Origin of the sequence: Actinacidiphila cocklensis, assembly GCF_907177275.1 — a bacterium.
GTDB classification, from domain to species: Bacteria; Actinomycetota; Actinomycetes; order Streptomycetales; family Streptomycetaceae; genus Actinacidiphila; species Actinacidiphila cocklensis.
In genome coordinates, this window is sequence record NZ_CAJSLV010000063.1 from 38114 (window position 1) to 63322 (window position 25209).

19 protein-coding genes are annotated in these 25209 nt (G+C 73.1%); 13 read left to right on the forward strand and 6 right to left on the reverse strand.

Annotated features, from left to right (window positions below):
• Positions 1–136 precede the first annotated feature (136 nt).
• The 3 genes from NFU81_RS22525 (at position 137) to NFU81_RS22535 (ending at position 7928) form a co-directional block, all read left to right on the forward strand.
• Positions 137–6124, forward strand: coding sequence for a non-ribosomal peptide synthetase (locus tag NFU81_RS22525; RefSeq protein WP_251492735.1), 5988 nt, complete (start codon positions 137–139; stop codon positions 6122–6124).
• Positions 6121–6369, forward strand: a complete 249-nt coding sequence (locus NFU81_RS22530; RefSeq protein ID WP_251492737.1) for an acyl carrier protein — start codon at positions 6121–6123, stop codon at positions 6367–6369. The genes NFU81_RS22525 and NFU81_RS22530 overlap by 4 nt, the downstream gene beginning before the upstream one ends.
• Before the next feature lie 263 nt (positions 6370–6632).
• Entirely contained in the window at positions 6633–7928 is a 1296-nt protein-coding gene (locus NFU81_RS22535; protein ID WP_251492739.1) for a condensation domain-containing protein, read from the forward strand.
• 254 nt (positions 7929–8182) lie between these two features.
• Here NFU81_RS22535 and NFU81_RS22540 read toward each other — a convergent pair whose 3' ends face one another.
• Positions 8183–9301 carry an adenylate/guanylate cyclase domain-containing protein gene (locus NFU81_RS22540; protein ID WP_251492741.1) on the reverse strand — a complete coding sequence of 373 codons (1119 nt, stop codon included), beginning with the start codon at positions 9299–9301 and terminating at the stop codon, positions 8183–8185.
• A gap of 136 nt (positions 9302–9437) precedes the next feature.
• Complete coding sequence (locus tag NFU81_RS22545) at positions 9438–10337, reverse strand: biotin--[acetyl-CoA-carboxylase] ligase (protein ID WP_251492743.1); 900 nt, start codon at positions 10335–10337, stop codon at positions 9438–9440.
• 234 nt (positions 10338–10571) lie between these two features.
• Here NFU81_RS22545 and NFU81_RS22550 point away from each other — a divergent pair, with 234 nt between their 5' ends.
• The 4 genes from NFU81_RS22550 (at position 10572) to NFU81_RS22560 (ending at position 13303) form a co-directional block, all read left to right on the forward strand.
• Positions 10572–12161, forward strand: coding sequence for an acyl-CoA carboxylase subunit beta (locus tag NFU81_RS22550; RefSeq protein WP_251492745.1), 1590 nt, complete (start codon positions 10572–10574; stop codon positions 12159–12161).
• A gap of 34 nt (positions 12162–12195) precedes the next feature.
• A complete protein-coding gene (locus NFU81_RS22555; protein ID WP_422665261.1) occupies positions 12196–12414 on the forward strand; it encodes an acyl-CoA carboxylase subunit epsilon in 219 nt (72 codons plus the stop codon).
• Between the two features lie 49 nt (positions 12415–12463).
• Positions 12464–12598, forward strand: a complete 135-nt coding sequence (gene mmpB / locus NFU81_RS41335) for a morphogenic membrane protein MmpB (RefSeq protein WP_422665262.1) — start codon at positions 12464–12466, stop codon at positions 12596–12598.
• A gap of 96 nt (positions 12599–12694) precedes the next feature.
• The gene (locus NFU81_RS22560; protein ID WP_251492747.1) at positions 12695–13303 is read left to right on the forward strand and encodes a nucleoside triphosphate pyrophosphatase; all 609 of its coding nucleotides are present in this window, start codon (positions 12695–12697) and stop codon (positions 13301–13303) included.
• Here the strand turns inward: NFU81_RS22560 and NFU81_RS22565 are convergent.
• On the reverse strand, positions 13284–13742 hold the full coding sequence (locus NFU81_RS22565; protein WP_251492749.1) for a hypothetical protein: 459 nt from the start codon (positions 13740–13742) through the stop codon (positions 13284–13286). The two genes, NFU81_RS22560 and NFU81_RS22565, sit on opposite strands and share 20 nt — an antisense overlap.
• A gap of 418 nt (positions 13743–14160) precedes the next feature.
• Between NFU81_RS22565 and NFU81_RS22570 the strand changes: the two genes are divergently transcribed.
• Positions 14161–15918, forward strand: coding sequence for an acetyl/propionyl/methylcrotonyl-CoA carboxylase subunit alpha (locus NFU81_RS22570; RefSeq protein WP_251492823.1), 1758 nt, complete (start codon positions 14161–14163; stop codon positions 15916–15918).
• 132 nt (positions 15919–16050) lie between these two features.
• Here the strand turns inward: NFU81_RS22570 and NFU81_RS22575 are convergent, their stop codons facing one another.
• Positions 16051–17484: an MFS transporter gene (locus tag NFU81_RS22575; RefSeq protein WP_251492751.1), complete on the reverse strand. Its 1434-nt coding sequence runs from the start codon at positions 17482–17484 to the stop codon at positions 16051–16053.
• Positions 17485–17607: 123 nt separating this feature from the next.
• Here NFU81_RS22575 and NFU81_RS22580 point away from each other — a divergent pair, with 123 nt between their 5' ends.
• A complete protein-coding gene (locus NFU81_RS22580) occupies positions 17608–18147 on the forward strand; it encodes a TetR/AcrR family transcriptional regulator (RefSeq protein ID WP_251492753.1) in 540 nt (179 codons plus the stop codon).
• 21 nt (positions 18148–18168) lie between these two features.
• On the opposite strand, the gene NFU81_RS22585 is transcribed toward NFU81_RS22580, so the two are convergent.
• Positions 18169–19047 carry a DeoR/GlpR family DNA-binding transcription regulator gene (locus NFU81_RS22585; RefSeq protein ID WP_274038140.1) on the reverse strand — a complete coding sequence of 293 codons (879 nt, stop codon included), beginning with the start codon at positions 19045–19047 and terminating at the stop codon, positions 18169–18171.
• 390 nt (positions 19048–19437) lie between these two features.
• Between NFU81_RS22585 and NFU81_RS22590 the strand changes: the two genes are divergently transcribed.
• Positions 19438–20208, forward strand: a complete 771-nt coding sequence (locus tag NFU81_RS22590; protein WP_251492755.1) for a hypothetical protein — start codon at positions 19438–19440, stop codon at positions 20206–20208.
• A gap of 31 nt (positions 20209–20239) precedes the next feature.
• On the opposite strand, the gene NFU81_RS22595 is transcribed toward NFU81_RS22590, so the two are convergent.
• Positions 20240–21700, reverse strand: a complete 1461-nt coding sequence (locus NFU81_RS22595) for an NAD(P)H-quinone dehydrogenase (RefSeq protein ID WP_251492757.1) — start codon at positions 21698–21700, stop codon at positions 20240–20242.
• A 100-nt stretch (positions 21701–21800) separates the two neighbouring features.
• Between NFU81_RS22595 and NFU81_RS22600 the strand changes: the two genes are divergently transcribed.
• The 3 genes from NFU81_RS22600 to NFU81_RS22610 all read left to right on the forward strand — a co-directional run bounded on the left by NFU81_RS22600 (position 21801) and on the right by NFU81_RS22610 (position 25188).
• The gene (locus NFU81_RS22600) at positions 21801–22238 is read left to right on the forward strand and encodes a gamma-glutamylcyclotransferase family protein (RefSeq protein WP_251492759.1); all 438 of its coding nucleotides are present in this window, start codon (positions 21801–21803) and stop codon (positions 22236–22238) included.
• 91 nt (positions 22239–22329) lie between these two features.
• Positions 22330–23139, forward strand: coding sequence for a purine-nucleoside phosphorylase (locus NFU81_RS22605; protein WP_251492761.1), 810 nt, complete (start codon positions 22330–22332; stop codon positions 23137–23139).
• Positions 23140–23535: 396 nt separating this feature from the next.
• Entirely contained in the window at positions 23536–25188 is a 1653-nt protein-coding gene (locus tag NFU81_RS22610; protein WP_251492764.1) for a phospho-sugar mutase, read from the forward strand.
• Positions 25189–25209 lie beyond the last annotated feature (21 nt).

Genomic DNA, 25209 nt, shown 5'->3' on the forward strand with positions numbered 1-25209 from the left:
ATCGAAAGTTCCGATTTCCCCGGCCACGATCCCCCGGCCGCAGCAGATCCCTCCCTGACGCCGACCGCGCCGGAGCCGGATCCGCCACCCCGCACGCCGTACCCCGGACACGCCAGCACAGCACGTGGAGACACCTGTGAAGACCGGACCGCTCTCGTTCGGGCAGCAAAGACTGTGGTTCCTGCACCAGTTCGACCCGAAGGACCCCTCGCACAACGCCGGGTACGCCTACCGGGTGCGGGGCGTGCTCGATCCGGACGCGTTGCGGGCGGCCTTCACCGCCGTCGTGGCACGGCACGACGCGCTGCGGACCCGCTTCACCGCCCAGGACGGGGAGCCGCGGGCCGTCGTCGAGGAACCCGAGCCTGTGGACGTCGAGTCGGTCGGAGCCGAGACGGTGGCGGACGCCGAGCGGATCGTCGCCGCGCGCGCCAACACCCCGTTCGACCTGGGCGCCGCGCCGCCGCTGCGGGTCACGCTGGTCCGGCTGGCCGACGACGACCACGTGCTGTGCGTCGTCCTGCACCACATCAACGGCGACGGCTGGTCGTTCAACGTGCTGCGGGACGAGATCGCGACCCACTACGCCGGGCAGCCGCTGCCCGAACTCCCTCTCCAGTACGGCGACGTGGTCGCCGCGGCCGGCGAACCCGCCGATCCCGGCTGGTGGATCGAGCGGCTGGCCGGGGCGCCCGACCTGGACCTGCCCACCGACCGGCCGCGGCCCGCGGAGCGCAGCACCGAGGGCGGCGACGTCCGGTTCGAGCTGCCGGTGGAAACGGCGGACGCGATACGGGAGTTGGCCCGGCAGTCGCGCTGCACCCCGTACATGGTGCTGCTGACCGCCTACCAGGTGCTGCTGGCCCGGCACAGCGGGCAGAGCGACTTCTGCGTCGGCACACCTGCCGCCGGGCGGGGCAGGCCCGAGCTCGAACGCGTGGTCGGCTTCCTGTCCACCACGATGGTGCTGCGCTGCGACCTGGCGGGCGACCCGTCCTTCGGCGACCTGCTGCGGGCCACCCGGCGCAACGTGCTGGCCGCGCTCGCCCACCCCGACGTGCCTTTCGAGCATCTCGTCGGCGCGCTCGGCATCGAGCGCGATCTGAGCAGGACCCCGCTCTACCAGGCGATGTTCGCCCTGCACACGCACGGTTCGGTCGCCGAGCCGCTGCCGGGCCTGGCCGCCGAGCCCTTCCCGCTGGGCTGGCACTCGGCGCGCTGCGACCTGTCGCTCGACCTGTACGAGCAGCCCGACGGCAGCATGGTCGCCTTCCTGATCCACAGCACCGACCTGTTCGACCACGGCACCGCCCGGCGGATGGCCGACCGCTTCGTGCACCTGCTCGGCTCGGTGCTGGCCGACCCGCAACGACCGGTCGGGCAACTGGAGTTGCTGCCGCCGCAGGAACGCGACCTGCTCGACGCCTGGAACAACACCGGCGTCGAACTGCCCGCGGTGACGCTGGTCGACCTGGTGCTGGACCGGGCCGCGGCCGACCCGGACGCGGTCGCCGTCGTCGCCGGCTCGGTCGTGCTCACCTACCGCGAACTGGTCGGTGTGGCGGCCGCGTTGGCGGGTGACCTGCGGGAGCGGGGGGTCGGCCGCGGCGCGCTGGTGGCCGTGCAGACCTCGCGGCGGGCCGAGATGGTGGTGGCGCTGCTCGGCGTGGCGATGTCCGGGGCCGCGTACGTACCGGTCGACCCGGAGTATCCGGCGGCCCGCATCGCGTACGTCGTCGAGGACTGCGGGGCCGCGCTGGTCCTCACCGACGCGGACCTGGACCACGTCCTGGACGCCGGGCCGGGGCAGGTCCCCGAGGGGCGGCCGCGGCCCGGCGACACCGCGTACGTGCTCTACACCTCGGGGTCGACCGGCAACCCCAAGGGGGTGGTCGTGCCGCACCGGGCGCTGGCCAACTTCCTGCTGGCGATGCGGACCCTGGTCGGCAGCACACCGCGGGACCGGTGGCTGGCGCTGACCTCGCTGTCCTTCGACATCTCCGCCCTTGAGCTGTACCTGCCGCTGGTCACCGGCGGCCGGGTGGTCGTCGCCGACGCCGCGACCTCGCGCGACGGCGGCACGCTGGCGGGGCTGATCAGGGACGAGGGCGTCACCCACGTCCAGGCCACCCCCTCGGGCTGGCGGGTGCTGCTCACCGGCGACTTCCCGCGGGTGGCGGGGCTGACCGGCGGCGAACCGCTGCCGCTCCGGCTCGCGCGCGAACTGCGGTCCAGAACCAGCAGGTTGGTCAACGTCTACGGACCCACCGAGACCACCGTCTGGTCCACCGCCTGGGAGGTGCCCGAGCACCCGCAGCGCATCACCGTCGGCACCCCGATCGCCAACACCTCGGTCCACGTGGTCGATCCGCACGGCGCCCCGGTCCCGATCGGCGTACCCGGCGAACTGCTCATCGGCGGCGCCGGGGTCGCCGACGGCTACCTCGGGCGGCCCGAGCTGACCGCCGAGCGCTTCGTCGACGTCCCCGGCTCGGGGCGTCTGTACCGCACGGGCGACGTCGTCCGCCGGCTGCCCGACGGCACCCTGGAGTTCTTCGGCCGCTCCGACGACCAGGTCAAACTGCGCGGCCACCGCATCGAGTTGGGCGAGGTCGCCGCCGCCCTGGAGACCGGCCCCGGAGTGCGGCAGGCCGTGGTCGCCGTCAGGGACGAGAACCTGGTGGCCTTCTACGTGGCCGAGCAGAGCGCGGACTCCGGGCTGCAGGACGCCCTGCGCGAGCACGTGGCCCGCCTGCTGCCCGGCTACATGGTGCCCGCGCAGTACGTCGGCCTGGACGCGCTGCCGCTGACGCCCAACGGCAAGGTGGACCGCAAGGCCCTCCCCCGCCCGGGCGACGAGCGGCGGACCGCGGGCGGCCGGCCGCCGCGGACCGAGGCGGAGAAGCTCGTCGCCGAGGTCTTCGCCGAGGTGCTGGACGCCGAGGACGTCCGCGCCGACGACGACTTCTTCGCGCTGGGCGGCCACTCGCTGCGTGCCGCGATGCTCACCGCGCGGCTCGGCGCACGGACCGGCGCGGTGATCCCGATGGGCGACGTCTTCCGGCACCCGGTCGTCGAGGAACTGGCGGCGCTGGTCGAGGCGGCCGTGCCCGGGACGGTCTCGGCGCCCGTGCCCCGGCCCGCCGGCACGCAGGCGCCGCTGTCCTTCGCGCAGGAGCGGCTGTGGTTCCTGGCCAGGCTCGACCCGCAGGACGCCTCGTACAACATGTGGTTGGCCAAGCGGCTGCGCGGTCCGCTGGACGAGGCCGCGCTGCGCGGCGCGCTCGACGCGGTGACCGCGCGGCACGAGATCCTGCGCACCCGCTTCCCCGAGGTGGACGGTGCGCCCGCGGCGGTCGTCGAACCGCCGCGGCCGGTGCCGGTGGAGCTGCTGCGGGCGGCCGACGAGAACGCGGCCTTCGCCATGGTGTCGGCCAGGACCAACACCCCGCTGGACCTCGGCGCGGCCCCGCCGCTGCGGGCGAGCCTGATCAGGATCGCCGACGACGACCACGTGGTGTGCCTGGTGATGCACCACATCCTCGGCGACGGCTGGTCGCTGAACATCCTCTACGACGAGCTGGCCGCGCTCTACTCGGGGCGCGAGCTCCCGCCGCTGCCGGTGCAGTTCGGCGACATCGCGATCTGGCAGCGCGGCCAGGACAGCGCCGGGCAGCTCGACTACTGGCAGCGGCGGCTCGCCGACCCCGCGCCGCTCGCGCTGCCGGTGGACCGCCCGCGCGCGGCGGTGCCCAAGCGCAGCGGCGGCATCACCGCGCTGCGGCTCGACGAGCGGGAGACGGCGGCCCTCGCGCGGCTCGGCCGCGAGCACCGCTGCACCCTGTTCATGGTGCTGCTCGCCGCCTACCAGGCGGTGCTGGCCCGGCACACCGGCGGCAGCGACATCCTGGTCGGCACCGTCACCGCGGGCCGCGACCGGCTGGAGCTGGAGCCCGCCATCGGCTACCTCACCGACGTGCTGGTGCTGCGCGGCGACCTGGCCGCCGACCCGACGGTGGCCGAGCTGCTGGACCGCACCCGCGGCGACGTCCTGGACGCCTTCGCCCACCAGGGCATCCCCTTCGAGGAGTTGGCGGCGCAGCTGCGGGTGGTGCGCGACCCGTCGCGCACCCCGCTCTTCCAGACCATGGCGATCCTGCACACCCAGGGCGCCGACCACGACGAGGACGCCTTCGCCGGGATGCGCAGCACCGCCTTCGACGGCGGCTTCCAGCAGGCCAAGTTCGACCTGATGCTGGAGGCGTGGCAGGACGGCCCCGAGCTGCTGCTGTCCCTCGTCTACGACGCCGAGCTGTTCGACGCGGCGACCGTCACCCGGCTCACCGAGCGCTTCGGCACCCTGCTGCGGTCGCTGCCCGAGCACACCGCCACGCCCTTCTCGGCGATCCCGATCCTCACTCCCGAGGACACCGCGGCCCTGGAGGGTCCGCCGCTCGGCGAAACCCCCTCCGTACCCGACCTGTTCGCGGCGGCGGTCCGTGAGCGTCCGGACGCCGTCGCGCTGTCCTGCGGCGAGCGGCTGGTCACCTACGCGGAACTGGATGCCCGGGCAGCCGAATTGGCGGCGGGCCTGCCGCGCGGCGGGGTCGTCGGCATCCGGCTGGGCCGCAGCGTCGACGCGATCGCCGCGATGCTCGCCGCCTGGCGCGCGGGCAGCGCCTACCTGCCGCTGGACCCCGAATACCCGGAGCAGCGACTGGCGTTCATGGCGCAGGACAGCGGCGCCTCCGTCGTCCTGACGCCGGAGGCGCCGCAGCGGCTGACCTCCTCGACGGCGGCCGACGCGGCGTACGTCATCTACACCTCGGGCTCCACCGGTGTCCCCAAGGGCGTCGCGGTCGGGCACCCGGCGCTCGCCGCCCGCGTGGCATGGATGCGGGAGGCGTACGAACTGCGGCCCGGCGACCGGATCGTGCAGTTCGCGTCGCTGAGCTTCGACACCCACGTCGAGGAGGTCTTCCCCGCGCTCGCCGCCGGCGCCCGGATCGACCTGCTGCCCGAGGGCGCGATCACGCTGACCGACCACCTCGACGGCGTCACCGTGCTCGACCTGCCGACCGCGTACTGGCACCACCTGGTCGACGAGATCGACCGGATCGACTGGCCCGACACCCTGCGGCTGGTCGTCCTCGGCGGCGAGCAGGTCCACGAGGCCGCGGTGGCCCGCTGGCGCGGGCGCTTCGGCGACCGGGTGCGGCTGGTCAACACCTACGGCCCGACCGAGGCGACGGTCATCGCGACGGCCGCGGAGCTGACCGGCGGCGGGCGGCCGCCGATCGGGCGGCCGATCGGCGGCACCAGGATCGTGCTGCTCGGCCCGCACGGCGAGGCCGTACCGCCGGGCTCGCCCGGCGAGTTGTGCATCGGCGGCGCGGGGCTCGCCGACGGCTACCTCGGGCGGCCGGACCTGACCGCGGAACGCTTCACCGAGGTCGGCGGCCACCGGATGTACCGCAGCGGCGACCGCGCACGGCTGCGGCCCGACGGGCAACTGGAGTTCCTCGGCCGCCTCGACGACCAGGTCAAGCTGCGCGGCTTCCGCATCGAGCCCGGCGAGATCGAGGCCAGGCTCGGCGGCCGCGGAGCCGTCGCCGTGCACGGCGAGACGCTGGTCGGCTACACCGTCGGCGATCCGGCGCCGCTCGCCGAGGAGTTGCGCGCCGCGCTGCCGCCGCACCTGGTGCCCGCGGTGTGGGTCGAGCTGGACGCGCTGCCGCTCACCCCCGGCGGGAAGCTGGACCGGGCCGCACTGCCGGCACCCGCCAGGACCGCGGCGGCGGTCGCCCCGCGCACCGACGCGGAGGTCCTGGTCGCCGAGGTCTTCACGGAGGTCCTCGCGGTGCCCGACGTCGGCGCCATGGACGACTTCTTCACGCTCGGCGGCCACTCGCTGCTGGCCGTGAAGGTGATCGCCAGGCTCCGGGCGGCCACCGACGTGGACCTGCCGATCAGGACGCTGTTCGACCACGGGACGGTGGCGGGCGTCGCGCAGGCCCTTGAGGACGCCCTGCTCGCCGAGATCGACCAGCTGACCGAGGCGGAGGCCGACCGGCTGCTCGCCGAGAGCCGCGACGTCGCCGTCGTGACGGAGGGATCGCTGTGACCCAGCTCGTGATCAAGCAGCGCCTGGCCCAACTGGTCGCGGAGTCCTCGGACGGCGCGATCACCGCGGACCAGGCCCTCGCCACCACCCTGCCCCTCACCGACCTCGGGCTCAGCTCGCTGTCCCGGATGCGCCTGATCGACGCGGTGGAGGACGAGTACGGCGTCGAGATCGACCTCGACGACACCGGCTGGGACCTCGTCGACAACCTCGACTCCCTCGCCGCCCACCTGACGGCCCGATGACGCGCCCCGCCGCCCCCGGCACGTCCCCGGGTACGGACACATCGCCGGGGGCGGACGCCCCCAAGGCGCCGGGCGCGGGCACGCACGCGGAACCGGGACTCGGCGCACGCGCCGTGTCGGGCGCGGACCCGAACACAGCGCCTGGGCCGGACGCCTCCGCCGCGCCGGGCGCGGATGCGCGGGTGGTCTGGGAGGCGGTGGGCTTCCGTGCGGAGGGGGGCAGCGGGCCGGTCACCTGGGGGCAGTTGCACATGTGGCACCCCATGCTCCGGTACGGTGCCGCGTTCGCGACGCTCAGCCTGCGGCAGGTGGTGCCGCTGGCCGCGCCCGGGGTGGCGCTGGGCGCGTGCCTGGACGCGATCCGGCGGCTGGTCGAGACGCACCCGGCGCTGCGTACCCGCTTCGCGGACCCCGCCGGTTCGGGCGACGTCCGGCAGGACGTCGCCGCCGAGGGTACGCATCTGGTCGAGGTGTACGAGCTGGGCGAGCACGCCTCGGACGGTGCGGTGGCCGCGGTCGCCGAGCGCCGCGGCCGGAAGCTGGCCACCGAGCCGTTCCGGCACGGCCACGAGTGGCCGGTCCGCTTCGGCGTCGTCTGCCGCGGCCGGCGGGTACGTGCCGTCACCCTGGTCTGCTCGCACGTGGCCTTCGACGCCTGGTCCGCCGACCTGGTCGGCACCGCGCTGCGCCGGCTCCTGACCGGGGAGCCCGGGCCCGCGCCCACCGGCGACGTATGGCAGCCGCTCGACCAGGCCGCCCACGAACGGTCCGAGCGCGGCCTCCGCGAGGACGCCCGCGCGATGCGGCACTGGCGCTCCCGGCTGGCCGAGGTCCCCGACACGGCACCGCGCCCCGCGTACGACCCGCCCGCCGCGCCGCCGATCCAGCAGTGGTGGGTCACCTCGAACGCCCTGGCCGCGGCATCGGTCACCCTCGCAGAACGCACCCGCACCTCCACCTCGGCGGTGCTGCTGACGCTGGCCGCGACCGCGCTGTCCGCGATCCGCGGGCAGCGCACGGTGCCGCTGAAACTCATCGCGGGCAACCGCTTCACCGACCGGCAGCAGCGGCTCGCGTGCTCGGCGGCGCAGGACGGCCTGATGGTCTTCGAGCGCGCCGACGTGAGCCTCGACGACGCCGTGCGGGAGGTCTACCGCCGCTCGACCGGCGGCTACATGCGCGGCCAGTACAACCCGGACTCGCTGACCGCCCTCACCGCCGAGCTGAACGGCTCCCGCCGGCACCCGCTCGACCTGACCGGTTACTTCAACGACGCCCGCCTCAGCCATGACTGGGCGCTTCCGCCGGGTCCCGCACGGCGCTCCGAGCGCGGGCCGGCGTTCGTGCGCGGCTACGACCGCAACGACATGAGCTTCTGCGTGGTGCTCGCCCAGCAGGGTCCCGACTGCCAGGTCTCCCTCCTGGCCGACACGCGCCGCCTGCCGGCGGACCGGATTCCGGGCGTACTGTCCGGGCTCGAATCCCTCCTGTGCGACGCCGCATGCCGCGAGCTTGCCCTCCACGACGTCCCCGAGGCCCTCGGCCTCCCCCCTGCGTAGGGGGCTACGCCCCCGGAGCGGCGCGCTCAGCCCCCACCGGGGCGCGGGTCGTCTCCGTCCCAAAGGGGCTGTTCGGTCCCGTGCCGGACCACCGGCCGGTGGGGGGGCTGAGCGCGCAGTTCCCCGCGCCCCTGTCAGGCACCCCCTGCCGAAGGGGCAGCCCACACCCACCGCGCCCGGCGGAAGCGCCCCCCTGCGCAAAGGGAGCCCCTGTCCCCCCGCGCCGGGGGGAGTGTGCCCTCCTGCTGACGGAGTCAGGTGCGGCGGGTGAGGAGCCAGGGCTCGATGACGCCGAGGCCGCGGACAGGGCGGCGCCACATCGGCTGCAGAGCGAAGCGGTACTTCTCCGAGTCCGCCGCCTCCACGTCCGCCTCCGAGAGCGGTGCCTCCCCCGCCTCGCCCAGCGCCTCCGCGAAGTCCCCGTCGACCAGGACGGCGTCCCGCGGCGCTATCGAGGTCAGGCGGGACGCCAGGTTCACCGTCGTACCGAACACGTCGCCCATCCGTGTGGTCACCGTGCCGAAGGCCATGCCCACCCGGAGCGCCGGCATGGTCTCGTCGCCGGTCATCGTCTCGATGAGCCGTATCCCGATCTCCGAGGCCGTCCCGGGGTCGTCGGCGACGAAGAGCACCTCGTCGCCGAGCGTCTTGATGAGCCGGCCCCCGTATGCGGCGACCTGGTCGGCGGCCGTGGTCTCGAACGCCTCGACCAGCTCGCCGAGCGCCTCCTCCTCCAGGCGCCGGGTGAGCCGGGTGAAGCCCACCAGGTCGGCGAAGCCGACGGCGAGCCGCCGGTCGACGGCCTCCTCGTCGTCGGACTGGACGACCCGGCTGGTGGCGGCCGCGACCTGGCGGCGCCACACGTAGATGAGGAACTCCTCCAGCTCCGGCAGCAGCAGCTCGACCAGCGGGTAGGCGACCTCCGCGCGGGTCATGCCCGGTTCCGGCGGCTCGGTGAGGCCTTCGAGGAAGGAGTCGGTCTGCCAGTCGGCGAGCCTGGCGGTGGTCTGGCCGGTGGAGCGGGCCACCTGGATGGCCATGGACTCCGACAGCAGTCCCGCCTCGACCAGGCCGGCCAGCCGCCGCAGCGCGAGGACGTCGGCCTCGGTGAGCGCCTTGGCCTGCCCGATGTCGGCGAAGCCCATGGCGCGCCAGAAGCGGGAGGCGAGGTCCATGGAGACGCCGGCGGTGCGGGCCGCCTGGAAGGGGGTGTAGCGGCGGGGTGCGCCGAGGATGAGCTGTTCGAGCCGCAGCGCCAGCGGATGCTCGCCGGTTTCCGTGACGGCGTCGCCGTCCGGGTCGGCTTCCGTACCCGGATCGGCGTCGGACGGCTCGTCCGGAACGGGTGGGCCGCCCGGGTCGTCCACGCTCACCGCCCGGCCCCTGAGGAACTCCTGCGCACAGCCCTTCCGATCATCGAGACGACGCAGCGAGACCACGATACGGCAGGTGTGCCGCAGCTCACTCTCACCGGGAGGCTGCGGCTCGCGTGGAGCTGGGCGAAGTGCGTCACCGGGAGGGCCGCAAGTGCACGACGTCGCCCGCGCCGACCGGCTGCTCGCCGTCGGGTCCTGCGATCACCAGCCGCCCGTCGCCGTCGACGGCGACCGCGGTGCCGGCCAGTTCCCGCCCGCCGGGCAGCTCCGCGCGCACCTGGCGGCCCAGGGTGGCGCAGCCGGCCGCGTAGGTCTGCTGGAGCCGGGAGGCGGCCGGGTCGCCGTCGGCCGCGCGCCAGGCGTCGTACCAGTCGGCCAGCGAGCGCAGGACGGCCCGCAGCAGCGGGTCGCGGTCGGTGCCCTGGGCGCCGGCCAGGGCGAGGGAGGTGGCGGTGGGCACGGGCAGTTCCGCCGCACGCAGCGAGACGTTCACGCCGATGCCGATGACGACGCCGGACTCCCCGGTGCGCTCGGCGAGGATGCCGCCGGCCTTGCGCTCCTCGCCCTCGACGGTGACCAGCAGGTCGTTGGGCCATTTGAGTGCGGTGTCGACGCCGGCCACCCGGGACAGCGCGGTGGCGGTGGCGACCCCGGCCAGCAGCGGCAGCCAGCCCCAGCGGTGGACGGGCACGGGTTCGCGGACGGCCACGGCCTCGCCGGCGACACCGCGGGACTCCGGGGCCGGCGCCTGCTCGCCGGGCCGGAGCAGCACCGAGAAGAACAGCCCGGAGCGTGCGGGGGCGGACCAGCGGCGGTCCAGCCGGCCGCGCCCGGCGGTCTGCTCCTCGGCGACCAGCACCGCGCCCTCGGCGGCGCCGGCGGCGGCCCGGGCGGCGAGGTCGCTGTTGGTGGAGCCGGTGGCCTCGACCACGTCGAGCGCGGTCCACAGCGATGTGGGGGTGACCACCGCGCGGCTCAGCGCCGCGGCGCTGAGCGGGGGTCGGTCGAGGTCGGACCAGCGGCTGGACGTCATACCTCCACCCTACGAGCGCGGGCGCCGGTGACACGCCGGGCCGCGGGGGTGCCCGGTCCGCGCGGGCGGGCGGTGGTGCAGTGTGGTGAACGCCGCAGTGCCGGTACCCGACAGTCGCCACTACGCTACGGAACACAGCGTTACTCACGAGTTAAGAAGCGTCCGTTCGCAGCGGCTGGCTGCCAGCAGCCGTCGGGCGCGTCACCGCCGTCGAGAGCAGGAGAGCCGCCTCCCATGGCCGAGCCGGACCACGACATCCACACGACCGCGGGCAAGCTCGCGGACCTGCGCCGCCGTATCGAGGAGGCGAACCACGCGGGCTCGGGCAAGGCGGTGGAAAAGCAGCACGCCAAGGGCAAGCTGACCGCCCGTGAGCGGATCGAACTGCTGCTGGACGACGACTCCTTCACCGAGCTGGACGAACTGGCCCGGCACCGCTCGACCAACTTCGGCCTGGAGGCCAACCGCCCTTACGGGGACGGCGTCATCACCGGTTACGGCACCGTCGAGGGCCGCCCGGTCGCGGTCTTCTCGCAGGACTTCACGGTCTTCGGCGGCGCTCTCGGCGAGGTCTACGGCGAGAAGATCGTCAAGGTGATGGACTTCGCGTTGAAGACCGGCTGCCCGGTGATCGGCATCAACGACTCGGGCGGCGCCCGCATCCAGGAGGGCGTCACCTCGCTCGGGATGTACGGCGAGATCTTCCGCCGCAACACCCATGCCTCGGGCGTGATCCCGCAGATCAGCCTGATCATGGGGCCGTGCGCGGGCGGCGCGGTCTACTCCCCCGCCATCACCGACTTCGTGGTGATGGTCGATCAGACGTCGCACATGTTCATCACGGGTCCCGACGTGATCAAGACGGTGACCGGCGAGGACGTCGGCATGGAGGAGCTGGGCGGCGCGCGCACCCACAACTCCACCTCGGGCAACGCCCATCACCTGGCCGGCGACGAGAAGGACGCCTTCGAGTACGTCAAGGCGCTGCTGTCGTACCTGCCGAGCAACAACCTGGAGGAGGCGCCCTCCTTCGCCGCCGCGGCGGACCTGGCGGTCACCGCGGAGGACCTGGAGCTGGACACGCTGATCCCGGACTCGGCGAACCAGCCCTACGACATGCACAAGGTGATCGAGCACATCGTGGACGACGGGGAGTTCCTGGAGACCCAGGACCTCTTCGCGCCGAACATCATCACCGGCTTCGGGCGCGTCGAGGGCCGCCCGGTGGGTGTGGTGGCCAACCAGCCGCTGCAGTTCGCGGGCTGCCTGGACATCAACGCGTCGGAGAAGGCCGCGCGCTTCGTCCGCACCTGCGACAGCTTCAACATCCCCGTGGTCACCTTCGTCGATGTCCCCGGTTTCCTCCCCGGCACCAGCCAGGAGTGGGACGGCATCATCAGGCGCGGCGCCAAACTGATCTACGCGTACGCGGAGGCCACGGTTCCGCTGATCACGATCATCACCCGCAAGGCGTACGGCGGCGCCTACGACGTGATGGGCTCCAAGCACCTGGGCGCGGACCTCAACCTGGCCTGGCCCACGGGCCAGATCGCCGTGATGGGCGCGCAGGGCGCCGTCAACATCCTGCACCGCCGCACCCTCGCCCAGGTCGGCAGCCCGCAGGCCGCGGACGAGCTGCGCCAGCAGCTCGTCACCGACTACGAGGACACCCTGCTCAACCCTTACATCGCCGCGGAGCGGGGTTACGTGGACGCGGTCATCGCGCCCTCGCAGACCCGCGCGCAGCTGGTGAAGGCGCTGCGGACGCTGCGCAACAAGCGGGAGAGCCTGCCGCCGAAGAAGCACGGCAACATCCCGCTGTAGCCGGAGCGCAGGACACTGCAGAAAGGAGCGACCCGTGGTGATCAAGGTGGAGCGCGGCAGGCCGACGCCGGAGGAGCTGGCCGCCGTCGTGGCGCTGGTCCAGGCGCGGGCCGCGGCACTCGACGCCGAGGAGGACGGCCCGGTGGGCCGGCCCGCCGGCTGGTCGGCCCCGGCCCGCAACCTCCCCCGGGCGCTGCCCCGCCCGGCCCCCGGCACGTGGCGGATGTCCGCGTGGCCGGGTGGTCCGGCCTGAGTACGCGTACTCAGGCGCCGCGACGTCGCCCCGGAGCAACCTGGGGGACATGTTGTGGCCGGAAGATCAACGCGAAGAGCACTCAGCGGAGATGCGCCACGCACTGAAGATGCTGCGGCGGGCGATGCTGGTCGCCGCGCTGGTCGCGGGCGTCCTGATGGCCTTCGCGACCTTCCGGGTGTGACGGTGCCGGGCCTGCGGGCCGGTGCGGGAACCGGGTGCGGGGTGCGGGAACCGGGTGCGGCGCCCGGCTGTCGGTGGCGCTCCCTACGATGGTGCGATGACCTCGACTGCCCGCGTGCTCGTCCTCGCCTCCGCATCGCCCGCCAGGCTCGGCCTGCTGAAGCAGGCGGGGTTCGACCCGCGGGTCGTGGTCAGCGGGGTGGACGAGGACGCGATCAGCGCGGACAGCCCCGCCGAGCTGGCCCGGGTGCTCGCCGAGGCGAAGGCGGCGGCGGTGGCGTCGGGCGGCATGCTGGACGGCGGCGAGATCGTCGTGGGCTGCGACTCGGTACTCGACCTGGGCGGCGAGGCGCTGGGCAAGCCCGCGGACGCCGCGGAGGCCACCGCCCGCTGGCAGGCCATGCGCGGCCGTACCGGGGTGCTGCGGACCGGCCACTGCGTGATCGACACGGCGAGCGGCCGCCAGGTGTCGGCGACGGCGTCCACCAGCGTGCGCTTCGGCACCCCTGACGACGAGGAGGTCGCCGCCTACGTGGCCAGCGGTGAACCGCTGTACGTGGCGGGCGCCTTCACCCTGGACGGCCGCTCCGCGCCCTTCGTGGACGGCGTCGACGGCGACCCGGGCAACGTCATCGGCCTGTCGCTGCCGCTGCTGCGCTCGCTGCTCGCCGACCTCGGCGTGCGGATCACGGACCTGTGGACGTAGCCGGGGCGCCGGGCGGGGCGGGCGGGGTGGCGGCGGGGGCGTCGCCGCGGTCCTCGGGGGCGTAGAGGAGCAGGGTGCCGACCAGCAGGCCGAGCACCAGCATCAGCACGACGAAGGCGTACCAGCCGACGAGGCCGACCACGATCGCGCCGAGGACGCCGTGGACGACGGCGCAGACGATGAGCACGATCCGGCCCACCCGGCCCGACATGCGGTCGTGCAGCGCGATACGGGCCACCAGGACCGCGCAGGCGATCAGGAAGAGGGCGAAGATCCCGCCGCCCGCCCACGATCCGGCGGCCATGGCGTCGGGGTCGAGCCCGCCCAGTGACATCTTCTGGTGGCGTACGGCCAGGCCGAGTATCCAGTTCACGAAGGCGATCGCGAGGGCTTCGAGCACCAGGACCACGGCCGTGCCGACGGCTATACCTCTGCGCACTTCTCCCCCTCCGGCGGCCTGTTCGTGCGCGTCGCAGGCTACTCACGGGTAAGAGACCCGGCAAGGGGCCGCGCAACGCCGGACCCCCGGCAGGCGCCCGCGGACGCCCGACACGCGGTCACCCGCCGTGCGGCCGTCACTCTTTCAGGCACACCGGTCAGCAAAGTTTGCGTGCACTATTCGTGGGGTTTCTACAAAAGAACGTCAGCCCGGTGCGGGGAGTTCGAGCGAGATGTCCCCCACACCCGGTAGTGCGGGACATGGGCGGGAGCAGGGCCGTACCGTGGACTGAGCAGGCGTTCACGGGTTGTTGTGGCCCTTGGATCACCCTCCGTGTGGGCAAGCTCACGTGCAGGGGTGCCTCGGCATCAAGTGTGGCCAGTACCTAAACTCGGCTTGTTTCATGGAGGGAGCCATCGTGCGCAAGGTGCTCATCGCCAACCGCGGTGAAATCGCAGTACGCGTCGCCCGTGCCTGCCGGGATGCCGGGATCGCCAGCGTAGCCGTCTACGCGGAGCCCGACCGGGACGCGCTGCATGTCCGCGCGGCCGACGAGGCGTACGCGCTGGGCGGCGACACACCGGCCACCAGCTATCTGGACATCGCGAAGGTGCTCGCGGCGGCCGCCGAGTCGGGGGCCGACGCAGTGCACCCCGGCTACGGCTTCCTGTCGGAGAACGCCGAGTTCGCACAGGCCGTGCTGGACGCGGGTCTGAACTGGATCGGCCCGCCGCCGCAGGCCATCCGCGACCTCGGCGACAAGGTCGCGGCGCGGCACATCGCCCAGCGGGCCGGCGCGCCCCTGGTGGCCGGCACGCCCGACCCGGTCTCGGGCGCGGAGGAGGTCGTGGCCTTCGCCAAGGAGCACGGCCTGCCGATCGCCATCAAGGCCGCCTTCGGCGGTGGCGGGCGCGGCCTGAAGGTCGCCCGCACCCTGGAGGAGATCCCGGAGCTGTACGACTCGGCGGTGCGCGAGGCGGTCGCCGCCTTCGGGCGCGGCGAGTGCTTCGTGGAGCGCTACCTGGACCGGCCGCGGCACGTCGAGACGCAGTGCCTGGCCGACAAGCACGGCAACGTCGTGGTCGTGTCCACGCGTGACTGCTCGCTCCAGCGCCGCCACCAGAAGCTCGTCGAGGAGGCCCCGGCCCCCTTCCTGAGCAAGGAGCAGAACGCGCAGCTGTACGCCGCGTCCAAGGCGATCCTGCGCGAGGCGTCCTACGAGGGCGCCGGCACCTGCGAGTTCCTGGTCGGCCAGGACGGCACGATCTCCTTCCTCGAGGTCAACACCCGGCTCCAGGTCGAGCACCCGGTCACCGAGGAGGTCTCCGGCATCGACCTGGTGCGCGAGATGTTCCGGATCGCCGACGGCGAGGAGCTGGGGTACGACGACCCGCCGCTGCGCGGCCACTCCTTCGAGTTCCGCATCAACGGCGAGGACCCGGGCCGCAACTTCCTGCCCGCGCCGGGCACCGTGACCCGCTTCAGCGGGCCGACGGGACCGGGCGTGCGGCTGGACGCGGGTGTGGAGTCGGGCAGCGTCATCGGCCCGGCCTGGGACTCGCTGCTGGCCAAGCTGGTCGTCACCGGCGCCACCCGGGAGCAGGCGCTCCAGCGGGCGGCCCGTGCGCTGGGCGAATTCCACGTCGAGGGCATGGCCACCGCGATCCCCTTCCACCGCGCGGTGGTCAAGGACCCGGCGTTCGCGCCGCCGCAGGGGCCCTTCACCGTCCACACCCGGTGGATCGAGACCGAGTTCGTCAACACGATCGCGCCCTTCAGCGGTCCCGCGGTGGACGAGGAGGAGATCCAGGGCCGTGAGACGGTCGTGGTCGAGGTCGGCGGCAAGCGCCTGGAGGTGTCGCTGCCGGCGTCGCTGGGCATGACGCTGGCCCGTACCGGACTGGCCGCGGGCGCCAAGCCCAAGCGGCGGGCCGCGGTGAAGTCCGGCGTGGCGGCGTCCGGCGACTCGCTGGCCTCGCCCATGCAGGGCACCATCGTCAAGGTCGCGGTCGAGGAGAACCAGCAGGTCACCGAGGGCGACCTGATCGTGGTCCTGGAGGCGATGAAGATGGAGCAGCCGCTCAACGCGCACCGCTCGGGGACGGTCATCGGCCTGAAGGCGGAGGTCGGCTCCTCGGTCTCCTCCGGCGCGGTCATCTGCGAGATCAAGGACTGACCCGCAGGCCACCGATACGGATACGACGACGCGGCGCGGCACCCAGGTCCTGGGTGCCGCGCCGCGTCGTCGTGGCGCACCCGGACCGGGACGCCGGCCCGCGACGCCGCTTCGGGACGTCAGCTCGGGACGTCAGCTCAGGACGTGCTGCCGGGGCTGCTTGAGCGACAGCACCAGCAGCAGGGCGACCGACATGAAGACCGCGGACAGCGTGAACGCGGCCGTCGCCCCGTGGATGAACGGGTCGGTGGTGTGGTGCCGCGAGACCGTGCCGAAGACCGTGACCAGGACGGACAGGCCCAGGCTGCCGCCGACCTGCTGCATCGTCTGCAGCAGCCCGGACGCGGACCCGGCGTCCTTGGGCTCGACGCCCGAGAGGATGAAGGTGTTCAGCGGCATCACGGTCCAGCCCATGCCGACGCCCATCAGGATCAGCGTCGGCAGGATGCCCTGCGCGTAGCCGTCCGACGCGCTCAGCTGCGTGATCCAGATCGCGGCCACCAGGGTGAGCGACGAGCCGACGCTCGCCACCCGCTTGGCACCGAAGCGGGCCAGCGCGCGCGGGGCGATCCTGGCGGCGACGAACAGCGGTCCGGCCAGCGGCAGGAAGGCGAAGCCGGTCTTGAGCGGGCTGTAGCCCAGGTAGGTCTGCAGGTACTGCGTGGAGAAGTAGAAGGTGCCGAACATCCCGGCCACCATCAGCAGCATCACCGCGTACGCCAGTGCCCTGTTGCGGTCGGCGAACAGCCGCAGCACCACCAGCGGGCGCTCCACCCGGATCTCGTTGACCAGGAACGCGGCGAGCAGCAGGACGGCGATCACGAAGGTGCTCACCGCCCGGGTGTCGCTCCAGCTGCTCTCGCCGACCCGGATGAAGGCGTAGACCAGCGAGGCCATGCCGAGGGTCCCGGTCAGGGCGCCCGCGACGTCGAAGCGGCCGCCGCGGTGCCGCTCGGTCTCCTGGATGAAGCGCGGCGCGAGCAGCACGATGGCGATGCCGACCGGGATGTTGACGAAGAACACCCAGCGCCAGGAGCCCCAGTCGGTGAGCATGCCGCCGACGGTCAGGCCGACGGCGGAGCCGGCGCCGGAGATCGCCGAGAAGACGCTGAGCGCGCGGTTGCGCTCGCTGCCCTCGCGGAAGGACGTGGCGATCAGCGCGAGGGTGCTGGGCGCGGCCAGCGCGGCCGCCGCGCCCTGGAAGCCGCGGGCGACCAGCAAGGTGGTGGAGTCGTGGGCGACGCCGCCGGCTATCGAGGCCAGGGTGAAGGCCGCCACGCCCCAGACCAGCGCGGTGCGCCGGCCGATCAGGTCGCCGATCCGGCTGCCGAGCAGCAGCAGGCCGCCGAAGGCGAGGGTGTAGACGTTGAGCACCCAGGACATGCCGGTGGGCGAGAACCCGAGGTGGGTGCCGATACCCGGCAGGGCGACGTTCACCACCGTCGCGTCGAGAAGCAGCATCAGCTGGGTACCGAGGATGGCGGCGAGGGCGAAGAATGAGTGCATGCCGGAGGGGGCCGGCACGCCGGTGGTCGAGGTCTGGTCGCGCACGAGGTGCGTGGACATGGCTGTCAAGCCTCCAGCGGAGAAGACAAACGGAGGTCGTCTCCGGAAACTATACGGAGACTTCCTCCGGTTCTACAATCGGAATCGGGGAAGCGATCCCCTGCACCCCTGGAGGCGGACGGCATGCGGGCAGACGCGCAGCGCAACTACGACCGGTTGCTGGAGGAGGCCAAGCAGGCCTTCATCGTGCACGGCACCGACGTCGCGCTTGAGGACATCGCCCGCCACGCAGGCGTCGGCATCGGCACGCTGTACAGGCACTTTCCCGACCGCTACTCCCTGATGAACGCGGTCTTCATCCGGGAGCTGGACGCCCTCAACGACCGGGCCAGGACCCTGATCGCCGCGGACGACCCGGCGGACGCGCTCTTCGTCTGGCTACGCTCAGTAGGCGCGCACTCTGCCATGTACCGCGGGCTGTCGTCGGCGATCCTCGCCCAGTCGGACGGGCGGATGCTGCAGTGCAAGGCGCAGCTGCGCGAGTCCGGCGGCGCGCTGCTGGCCCGCGCGCAGAAGGCGGGCGCGGTCAGGGACGGCATCGAGATCGCGGACCTGCTCAAGCTGACGTCGGCGATCGTGCTGTGCGCGGAGAAGAACCCGGAGGACCGCAAGACCTTCGACCGGCTGATGTCCCTCGCCGTCAACGGCATCCTGGTCGGCTGACGGGCGGGTGCGGCACCCGGGCTAGCGCGGGCGCAGGTCCGCGAGACGGGGGACGGTGGGGGGCCGCAGGGGGTGCGAGCGGCGCGGCGCCGGGAGCGGGGCGGGCGGCTCGGCCTGGGCCGCGGAGGCCACCGCGAGCTGCACCCCCCGGTCGGCGAGCGCCTGCAGCTCGGTGGCGGCGCGGTCGTCGCCGGCCGGCGGCTCGTCCGTCACCAGATGGGTGATCAGGTCGGTGGGCACCGTCTGGAACATCGTGTCGGAGCCCAGCTTGGTGTGGTCGGCCAGCACCACGACCTCGGCGGCCGCCTGCACCAGCGCCCGGTCCACGCTGGCGGCCAGCATGTTGGACGTGGACAGGCCGCGCTCCGCCGTGAGCCCGGCGCCCGACAGGAAGGCCCTGGACACCCGCAGCCCCTGCAGCGACTGCTCGGCACCGCTGCCGACCAGGCCGTAGTTGGAGCCGCGCAGCGTCCCGCCGGTCATGACGACCTCGACCCGGTTGGCATGCGCCAGCGCCTGGGCGACGAGCAGCGAGTTGGTGACCACGGTGAGCCCCGGCACCCGGGCGAGCCGCCGGGCCAGCTCCTGCGTGGTCGTGCCCGCGCCGACGACGATGGCCTCGCCCTCGTCAACGAGCGAGGCCGCGAGATCGGCGATGGCCGTCTTCTCCGCGGTCGCTAGATGGGATTTCTGCGGAAAGCCGGACTCGCGCGTGAAGCCACCCGGCAGGACCGCACCGCCGTGCCGGCGGTCCAGTAGTCCTTCTGCCTCCAGCGCCCGCACATCTCGGCGCACGGTCACTTCGGAGGTCTGGACGACGCGGGCGAGCTCCCGGAGCGACACCGCTCCGTTGGCCCGCACCATTTCGAGGATCAATTGGCGACGTTCTGCAGCGAACACGGAACCGACAGTAACCCCAACGAACGCTACTTTCAGCGTTTTGCACCAGATGAGGGAAGTTCCGCTTGAAACAGACCGTCAAGTGCTATAGGGCGACCATACGTTCGTATGTCATCACCCGCGCGCCGCGCATCCGCAACCGGCCGTGAACCGGGGCAGCGCGACCGACGAAAACGGAATCCGCTATTCGCCGCGGGCATCCGCGGACATCACTTCATGAACCATTCATTTCGCGTCGCCGCCACACCTGTGTCCGTACAGTGAAGCGCTCGCACGTGAAAGGACCCCGGATCAAGCGCAGTTCAGGGCTCGCCTAGGCTGACGGTACGCCCCGTCCCCCACGCATCGGCAATTGTCCATTCCGCTTTAGATCACCCCACGGGAAATTTGATGTCCATACGAAAAATCTCCGCGAGGGCCGCGGCGCTGCTCGCCTGCGCGGTCGTCCTCACCGCCTGCAACAACAACGACGACGACAGCGGCGCGTCCGACACCACCCCGCCGCCCAGTTCGTCGGCCGCCGGCACCCCGGCGGCCGACCCGACGACGGCGACGACCGCGCCCGCCGCCGGCACCGGCGGCTCCGTCGCCGACGGCACCAAGCTCAAGACGCTGCTGCCGACCGCCGCCACGGCGCCCAAGGGCTGGAAGCTCGACGACAGCGCGGCCTTCGACACCGGCGCCACCGTGAAGTCGGACCCCGGCTCACCGCTGCTGCCGGACGACGACTGCTCGCAGGCGCTGACCAACGGCGGCGCCAGGACGCTGACGTCCGACTACGGCGCGGCCTACGCGACGACCGGGCTCACCGACCCGAACGACGGCTCCTCCACGGTGGTCTTCACCAGCTACCAGCCCGGTGACGCCGCCAAGCAGATGGCCGAGGTCACCGCGCTGGCCAAGCGCTGCACGTCCTTCAGCAGCCAGGACGCGTCGGGCAAGAAGGTGCGGATGACCGTCACCACCGAGCCGGTCGCCGGCGCCGGCGACCAGTCGCTGGACATCAGGGTGCAGCCGACCGGCAACTACGTCGGCTCCCAGATCGTGCTGGTGAGGTCGGGCGACGTGATCATGGCCGTCGACCAGTCCGACGCGGCCGGCACCATGGCCCCGCTGGGACCGGTGGCCAAGCAGCTCGCCGCCGGGCTGCCGCTGAAGTAGTCCCCGGAGCCGCCCGCGCGCGGGCCGGAGCCTACGCCAGGCCCTGGTCCGCGCTGCCGGCCTTGCGGTTGTGCAGCTGCCGGGCCACCTCGGCGATCGAGCCGGACAGCGACGGGTAGACGGTGAAGGCGTTGGCGATCTGCTCGACCGTGAGGTTGTTGTCCACCGCGATCGAGATCGGGTGGATCAGCTCGCTCGCCTTGGGCGCGACGACCACACCGCCGACCACGATGCCGGTGCCGGGGCGGCAGAAGATCTTGACGAAGCCGTCCCTGATGCCCTGCATCTTCGCCCGCGGGTTGCGCAGCAGCGGCAGCTTCACCAGCCGCGCGTCGATCCTGCCGCTGTCGACGTCGGCCTGCGAGTAGCCGACGGTGGCGATCTCCGGGTCGGTGAAGACGTTGGAGGACACGGTCTTCAGGTTCAGCGGGGCCACCGCGTCGCCGAGGAAGTGGTACATCGCGATCCGGCCCTGCATGGCCGCGACCGAGGCGAGCGCGAAGATGCCCGTGACGTCGCCGGCCGCGTAGACGCCCGGCGCGCTGGTGCGGGAGACCTTGTCGGTCCAGACGTGGCCGGACTCGGTGAGCCGCACGCCCGCCTCCTCCAGGCCCATCCCCGAGGTGTTGGGGATGGCGCCGACCGCCATCAGGCAGTGCGTGCCGGTGACGACCCGGCCGTCGGTCAGCGTCGCCTCGACACCGTCGCCGACCCGCTTGACGGACTGGGCGCGGGAGCGCGACATCACGTTCATGCCGCGCCGCCGGAAGACGTCCTCCAGCACCGCGGCGGCGTCCGGGTCCTCGCCGGGCAGCACCCGGTCGCGGGACGAGACGAGCGTCACGGTCGAGCCGAGCGCCTGGTAGGCGCCGGCGAACTCGGCGCCGGTCACACCGGAGCCGACCACGATCAGCTCGCGCGGCAACTCGTCGAGGTCGTAGACCTGGGTCCAGTTCAGGATGCGCTCGCCGTCGGGCATGGCGTCGGGCAGCTCGCGCGGGCGCGCGCCGGTGGCGACCAGCACCGCGTCGGCGGTGAGCCGCTGCTCGGTGCCGTCGGCGGCGGTGACCACGACCGTACGGGTGCCCTCCGCGGTCTGCGGCCCGTCGAGCCGGCCGCGGCCGCGCATCACGGTGGCGCCGGCCCTGGTCACCGAGGCGGTGATGTCGTGCGACTGGGCCAGCGCGAGCCGCTTGACCCGGCGGTTCACCTTGCCCAGGTCCACCCCGACGACCCGCGCGGAGCCCTCCAGGGGCGGGGTGTCGTCGGCGACGATGATGCCCAGCTCCTCGTAGGAGGAGTCGAAGGTCGTCATCACCTCGGCGGTGGCGATGAGCGTCTTGGACGGCACGCAGTCGGTCAGCACCGACGCACCGCCCAGGCCGTCGCAGTCGACGACGGTCACCTCCGCGCCGAGCTGCGCTGCCACCAGCGCCGCCTCGTAGCCGCCGGGTCCGCCACCGATGATCACGATCCTTGTCACGTACCCCATTGTCCCGCACGCGCCAAGTACTCGGCGCCAGGGGGCATGCCTGCACCCTGTGCGCTTCCTTACGCCGGGCCGGGCGGGCCGCTCCCGTACCCTCGTCCTCATGTCGCTCTACGCCGCTTACGCAGGCAACCTCGACGCGCGCCTGATGACCCGCCGCGCCCCGCACTCCCCGCTGCGCGGCAACGGCTGGCTGAACGGCTGGCGGCTGACCTTCGGCGGCGAGCAGATGGGCTGGGAGGGCGCGCTCGCGACCCTGGTCGAGGACCCGGTCAGCCAGGTCTTCGTGGGTCTCTACGACATCGCGCCGGTCGACGAGGAGTCGATGGACCGCTGGGAGGGCGTACCGCTGCAGATCTACCGGCGTACGACCGTGCGGGTGCACACCCTGGACGGCGACCTGGCGGCGTGGCTGTACGTGCTCAACGACTACGAGGGCGGGCTGCCTTCGGCCCGCTACCTGGGCGAGATCGCCGACGCCGCGGAGTCGGCGGGGGCGCCGCACGACTACGTGATGGGACTGCGCAAGAGGCCCTGCTGACCGGCTGCGCAATTGTCTGATGCTCCGATTTCCCGAACTGCCGATGTCAGGCCGTCTACGCGCGTAGGCCGTGACAGGTTACGCTCAGCGCGTGAACGCTTCTGTGAACCCCGACCCCTATGCCGCGGCCGACGCCGCCGCCGCCCGTCTGCGCGCGCTGACCGGTGCGCAGACGCACGACGTCGCCCTGGTCATGGGCTCGGGCTGGGTGCCCGCCGCCGACGAGCTGGGCACCGCGGACGCCGAGCTGGCGATCACCGAGCTGCCCGGCTTCCCGGCACCCTCGGTGGCCGGCCACGCGGGCCGGGTGCGCTCGGTACGCGTCGGAAGCGTCCGCGCCCTGGTCTTCCTCGGCCGCACGCACCTGTACGAGGGCCGGGGCGTCGCGAGCGTCGCGCACGGGGTGCGCACCGCGGCGGCCGCCGGCTGCAAGACGGTGGTCCTCACCAACGGCTGCGGCGGCCTGCGCCCCGGATACCGCCCGGGCCAGCCGGTGCTGATCAGCGACCACATCAACATGACGGCGACCTCGCCGATCGCCGGCGCGAACTTCGTCGACCTCACCGACCTCTACTCCCCGCGGCTGCGCGCCCTGTGCCGCGAGATCGACCCGAGCCTGGAGGAGGGCGTCTACGTCCAGCTGCCCGGGCCGCACTACGAGACGCCGGCGGAGATCGGCATGGTCCGCGCGATAGGCGGCGACCTGGTCGGGATGTCCACGGCGCTGGAGGCGATCGCCGCGCGTGAGGCAGGAGCGGAGGTGCTCGGCATCTCCCTGGTCACCAATCTCGCCGCCGGTATGACCGGCGAGCCCCTCAACCACGAGGAAGTCCTGGCGGCGGGGCACGAGTCCGCCACCCGCATGGGCACGCTTCTGGCCGGCTTGCTGGCCCGCCTGTGACCTCGCGACCCCACGCCTGGCCCTGCCCACCGCGGCGCCCCCGCGGCCCCCTGCCGGTGGGTGGCCGGCCTCGCAGTTCCCCGCGCCCGTTCGGGCCTGCGTCCTCCCACGCACAGCATTCGCCCCTGGCGGGAGCTTGCCCCCTCCGCAGAGGGTGAGCGTTTTTCCATGGGCGCTGGGGGTACCCCCAGGCGAAGCGCTGGTGGGGGTACCCCCAGGCGAAGCTCTGGTGGGGGTACCCCCAGGCGAAGCTCTGGGGGAGGAACCGCGCGACCAGCCACGACGCACCGAAACGGTGCGAGCCCGCTGCAAGGGGCAGGACCTGAAGGGGCTCGGGGAACTGCGAGCCAAGCCACGACGGACCGGTGAACGCCACCGCGAGGAGGATGCACCCTCATGGAAGAGTTGATGGCCCGCGCCCGGGCATGGGCGGCTGAGGACCCGGACCCCGAGACCCGAGCGGAGCTCGAAGCGCTGGTGAAGGCGCGCGACCTCCAGGAGCTCACCGCCCGCTTCGGCGGCACGCTGGAATTCGGCACCGCCGGCCTGCGCGGAGCCCTCGGCGCGGGTCCGACCCGGATGAACCGCTCCGTCGTGATCCGCGCCGCCGCAGGCCTGGCGGCGTACCTGCGCAAGAACGGCGGCACCGCCGCGGTGATCGGCTACGACGCCCGCCACAAGTCGTACGACTTCGCGCGTGACACCGCCGCGGTGATGACGGGCGCGGGCCTGCGCGCGTACCTGCTCCCGCGGCATCTGCCCACCCCGGTGCTGGCCTTCGCGATCCGCCATCTCGGTGCCGACGCGGGCGTGATGGTGACCGCGAGCCACAACCCCCCGCAGGACAACGGCTACAAGGTCTACCTGGGCGACGGCTCCCAGATCGTGCCGCCCGCCGACGCGGAGATCGCCGCGGAGATCGCCGCGGTCGGGCCGCTGGCGACCGTACCGCTGGCGGCCGACGGCTGGGACGTGCTCGGCGAGGACGTCCTCACCGCGTATCTGGACCGGGCGGTCGCCGTCCTCGCGCCGGACAGCGCGCGTGAACTGTCCACCGTCTACACCCCGTTGCACGGCGTCGGCCTCGACACCCTCACCGCCGCGTTCGCGCTCGCGGGCTTCCCCGCGCCGGTACCGGTCGCCGAACAGGCCGCGCCCGACCCGGACTTCCCCACCGTCGCCTTCCCCAACCCGGAGGAGCCCGGGGCGATGGACCTGGCGTTCAAGACGGCCAGGGACGCCGCTCCCGACCTGGTCATCGCCAACGACCCGGACGCCGACCGGTGCGCCGTCGCCGTGCCCGACCCGGCGGCGGACGCGGGCTGGCGCATGCTGCGCGGCGACGAGCTGGGGGCGCTGCTGGCCGCGCACCTCGTGCGGCGGGGTGCCGCCGTGCCCGGCAGCGACGTCTTCGCGGCGAGCATCGTGTCGTCCTCGCTGCTGTCGCGGATCGCCGCGGCCGCCGGGCTCGGCTACGAGGACACCCTCACCGGCTTCAAGTGGATCGCCCGGGTGCCGGGGCTCCGCTACGGCTACGAGGAGGCGCTCGGCTACTGCGTCGACCCCGCGGGGGTCAGGGACAAGGACGGCATCACCGCGGCGCTGCTGATCGCCGAACTCGCAGCCGAGCTGCGGCGGGAGGGCCGCACCCTCACCGACGTGCTGGACGAGCTGGCCGTCGAGCACGGCCTGCACGCCACCGACCAGCTCTCCGCGCGGGTCTCCGACCTGTCGCTGATCGCGGACGCGATGGCCCGCCTGCGGTCCCGCCCGCCGGCCGAACTGGCAGGCCTGGGCGTCGTGTCGGCCGAGGACCTCCTGGAGGGTGCGGGCGGCCTGCCGCCCACGGACGGCCTGCGCTACCGGCTGGCCGGCGCGGGCGTGACGTCGGCCCGGGTGGTGGTCCGGCCCAGCGGGACCGAGCCGAAGATCAAGTGCTACCTGGAGGTCGTGGTCCCCGTCGGCGGCGACCCCGGCGCGGCCCGCGCCACCGCGAGCACCGTGCTGTCCGCCCTGAAGTCCGACCTCGCCTCGGCGGCGGGCCTCTAGGGTCCGCCCCCCTTCTGGCAT